The sequence below is a fragment of the Allobacillus sp. SKP2-8 genome, from assembly GCF_007559355.1.
In the GTDB taxonomy this organism is placed as follows: Bacteria; Bacillota; Bacilli; order Bacillales; family Alkalibacillaceae; genus Allobacillus; species Allobacillus halotolerans.
Genome location: NZ_VMHF01000017.1, coordinates 1 through 3,220, shown reverse-complemented (window position 1 = coordinate 3,220; position 3,220 = coordinate 1). Strand labels below are relative to the sequence as shown.

At 40.6% G+C, this 3,220-nt stretch carries 2 protein-coding genes; both read right to left on the bottom strand.

The features are described 5' to 3' along the window. Nucleotides 1-181: 181 nt before the first annotated feature. Nucleotides 182-1,153 (bottom strand): sodium:calcium antiporter, encoded by a 972-nt coding sequence (locus tag FPQ10_RS10915; RefSeq protein ID WP_144163544.1) that lies wholly within the window; start codon nucleotides 1,151-1,153, stop codon nucleotides 182-184. A 259-nt stretch (nucleotides 1,154-1,412) separates the two neighbouring features. Then, nucleotides 1,413-2,990, bottom strand: coding sequence for a BCCT family transporter (locus tag FPQ10_RS10910; RefSeq protein WP_144163543.1), 1,578 nt, complete (start codon nucleotides 2,988-2,990; stop codon nucleotides 1,413-1,415). Nucleotides 2,991-3,220 lie beyond the last annotated feature (230 nt).

The window sequence follows — 3,220 nt, the reverse complement described above, 5'->3', positions numbered from 1 at the left end:
CGCTGAAGAAATGCAAATTAATGTTGAAGGTTCTCGAATTAACGCTGAAGAAATGCAAATTAATGTTGAAGGTTCTCAGATTAACGTTGAAGAAATACAAATCAACACTGAAGAAAAGTGAATTATCACTGAAAATTAAAAGCGGTAGGGAACTCCAATATCCCTACCGCTAATCCGCTTATTAAAATGTCATATAAGAAAGAACGAAATACATAATAATGATCACTATAGAAGGCCATGCGTAAGCGATGCTTGAACGTTTTTTCTGTCTCCTGACAATATAGAGCATGACAATCATCATAAGAACACCGAGCAAAGCGGTCCAAATCATTGAAGGATCTGTTCCTTGGAGGATGGCCTCCTCACGATAAAAGGCATCTGTTACGACGAGTAGCATTAAATTAAATAGATTACTACCTAAAATTGATCCCGCAGCCATTGAATAATTCGCCATACGGAAAGCGACAACTACTGTGACCAACTCAGGAAGAGAAGTGGAAGCGGCGATTAATACACTTCCAACAAAGCTTGAATTCATACCGGATATTTCTGCAAGGCGGTCACCGGTGATGGACAACACACTGCCTGAAGCAAAAACGATTACAGCAAAAACGGTAAAGTTGATGACCGCTTTCTTTAATGTAATATGAAGAGTTTTGCTCTCTGGCTTTATTTCTTCCGTCTGACTCGCTGGATTGCCTTCAAACATTTTTAGCACAAAAATATAACCGATAACTAACAAGTACATTTCTAAGCCAATATTAAAAATAGACGGTACTTGCCCCCAAAGAATAGCTACAACAACAAAGCTCGTAAATAAAATCCCTGCAATAATAGAAGGCACTTGATCTTTTGAATGTAATTGATTAAAAGCGCGTTTTTTCCGATAGAATAAATCAACGCTTGCCAAAATCAATAAGTTAAACACATTACTTCCGAGCATATTACCGACAGCAATATCTGGGTTATCAATATAGACGGCGGTTAAGCTCGTTGTCAGTTCAGGTAGTGAAGTGGCTCCGGCAATCAGCAGTCCACCAACCATCGCTCCACTTAAGGAGGATTTCTCACTGATCACATCTCCATATTTATTCAGTTGAACTGCAGCAAACACAACAATGGTAGCTGCTAAAAGAAATAAAAATAAAACCAAGTTCAATTCCTCCTAACGGATTTCCGTTTTGTGTTAGGAAAGCCGATCCATTGAAGGCCTGTAATCTATATTCCCTAATTTCTGAGAAAATAAAAAGACCCCGGCCTCAAATTCGGCCAAGGTCTTGCGAGTTATTTGATGAACCGGGTGCGTTTAACGCACCGAAATGACGATTCACCAACCGTTTGGGCGGTCGCTACTCCCCTTGTTTTCCTTATTTATTTAATATAATGCAAGGTTTAGAGGTTGTCAATTTAAACTAGTTTTTTGGTTTATCATCTTTTTTTTCTTCCAATTGTTCTAAGCGGTCTTGCATTCGTTTATACCGTCGCAATTCTCGCTTGCTGATTGGGACAATATCTTTTCGTAATAATTTGATCAAGGCGGCAATCATCAGGAGCATTAAAACCGCAAAAGGCAATGCTGCAATTAATGAAGCCGTTTGTAATGCTTCTAATCCTCCAGCGAATAGTAGCACCCCGGCAATAGCCGCGAGTAACACACCCCAAATCATTTTCACACGCATTGGAGGGGTTAAGCTTCCCTTCGTCGTCATGCTTCCAAGTATATAAGCGGCTGAGTCGGCTGATGTAATCAAGAATGTCGCGACGAGTAAAATGGCCAGTAATGATGAAATCGTCGGAAGCGGCAAGATTTGTAGCATTTCAAACAACGCGACGGTGACATCAGCGTTGACGGCCTCTGCAATTTTTGTCCCATTCATTAAGTCACTATGAAGTGCTGTTCCGCCAAATGTAGCGAACCAAAATAATGAAATGAGCGGAGGAACAATCATGACACCGAAGATGAACTCTCGAATTGTTCGACCTCTAGAAACACGGGCGATAAAAGCACCTACAAAAGGTGACCAAGCGATGACCCACGCCCAGTAGAAGATTGTCCAATCACGAACCCATGTGCCACCTTCATAAGGCGTCAACCGTAAGCTGTATTGAATGATATTCGTGATATAGTCACCAAGACCAAGGACAAATGAATTTAAAATAAATACTGTCGGACCTGTTATAAAAACGAATAATAGCAAAAGAATGATCAAGCTCATATTGATATTGCTGAGATATTTAATCCCCTTATGCAACCCGGTAGTGGATGAAATCATGTAAGCGATGAAAATGAATACAATAATCAATACTTGAATCCACCCATTGTTGGGAATCCCGAATACGGCGTTCAGCCCGCCATTCATTTGAAGAACGCCCAAGCCAATCGAAGTGGCAATACCGATAACCGTTGCAATCACGGCCAAAGAATCGACTGTTGTTTTAATATTTGCATGGCTTCCGGTAATTGGTTCAAGAGCTGTTGAAACAAGTCCGTCACGTTTCTTCCGGTATTGCAGGTAGGCAATGACCAATCCGACTAAGGTGAAAATTGACCATTGGTTCATGCCCCAGTGGAAAAATGAATAGCCCATTCCGACTCGTGCCGATTCCACGCTATGATCTTGAATGTCAGGAAAAGGGGATTCGAAAAAATGGCTCATTGGCTCTGCGACACCCCAGAACACAAGCCCAACACCAAGACCGGCGGAAAATAACATTCCGATCCACGTGAAAAACGGAAACTCTGGACGCTCGGTCTCTCCTCCAAGTCGAATTTTTCCGAAGCGGGTGAGTGCCAAACCGAGCAAGAATACGGTAAACATAAACACAACAATTAGGTAGAACCAACCAAAATAGGTGGTCGTAAAGCCGTAAAGTGTTTCTGAAACAGAGGCGAATTGATTCGGCATGGTGGCTCCTAAAATTGCCAGCAGCCCGACAAAGAAAGCTGAAATAATAAAGACAGGGTTTTTCATTAGATCGTTTAGATTCATCGGTGAACTCCTTTTTGATTGGTAGATTTATATTCCTTTCCTAGTAACTTATTTATTATTTTATAATAATTATGAAAATTATCCAATTATGTATCAACATTTAAGTTAGTGAACCTGCTTGTCTGCAAAATAAAACAACCCATTTTTAACCAGTTGAATAAATTTCATAAATCTTAGCCCTTACAGGGCAAGGGTTTCAAAACACAAAAAAGGAAGTACCTCCCCAAAGT

What these genes read in the sequence shown, in the direction of transcription:
- FPQ10_RS10910 (WP_144163543.1), bottom strand. Translation starts at nt 2,990, where the DNA reads ATGAATCTAAACGATCTAATGAAAAACCCTGTCTTTATTATTTCAGCT.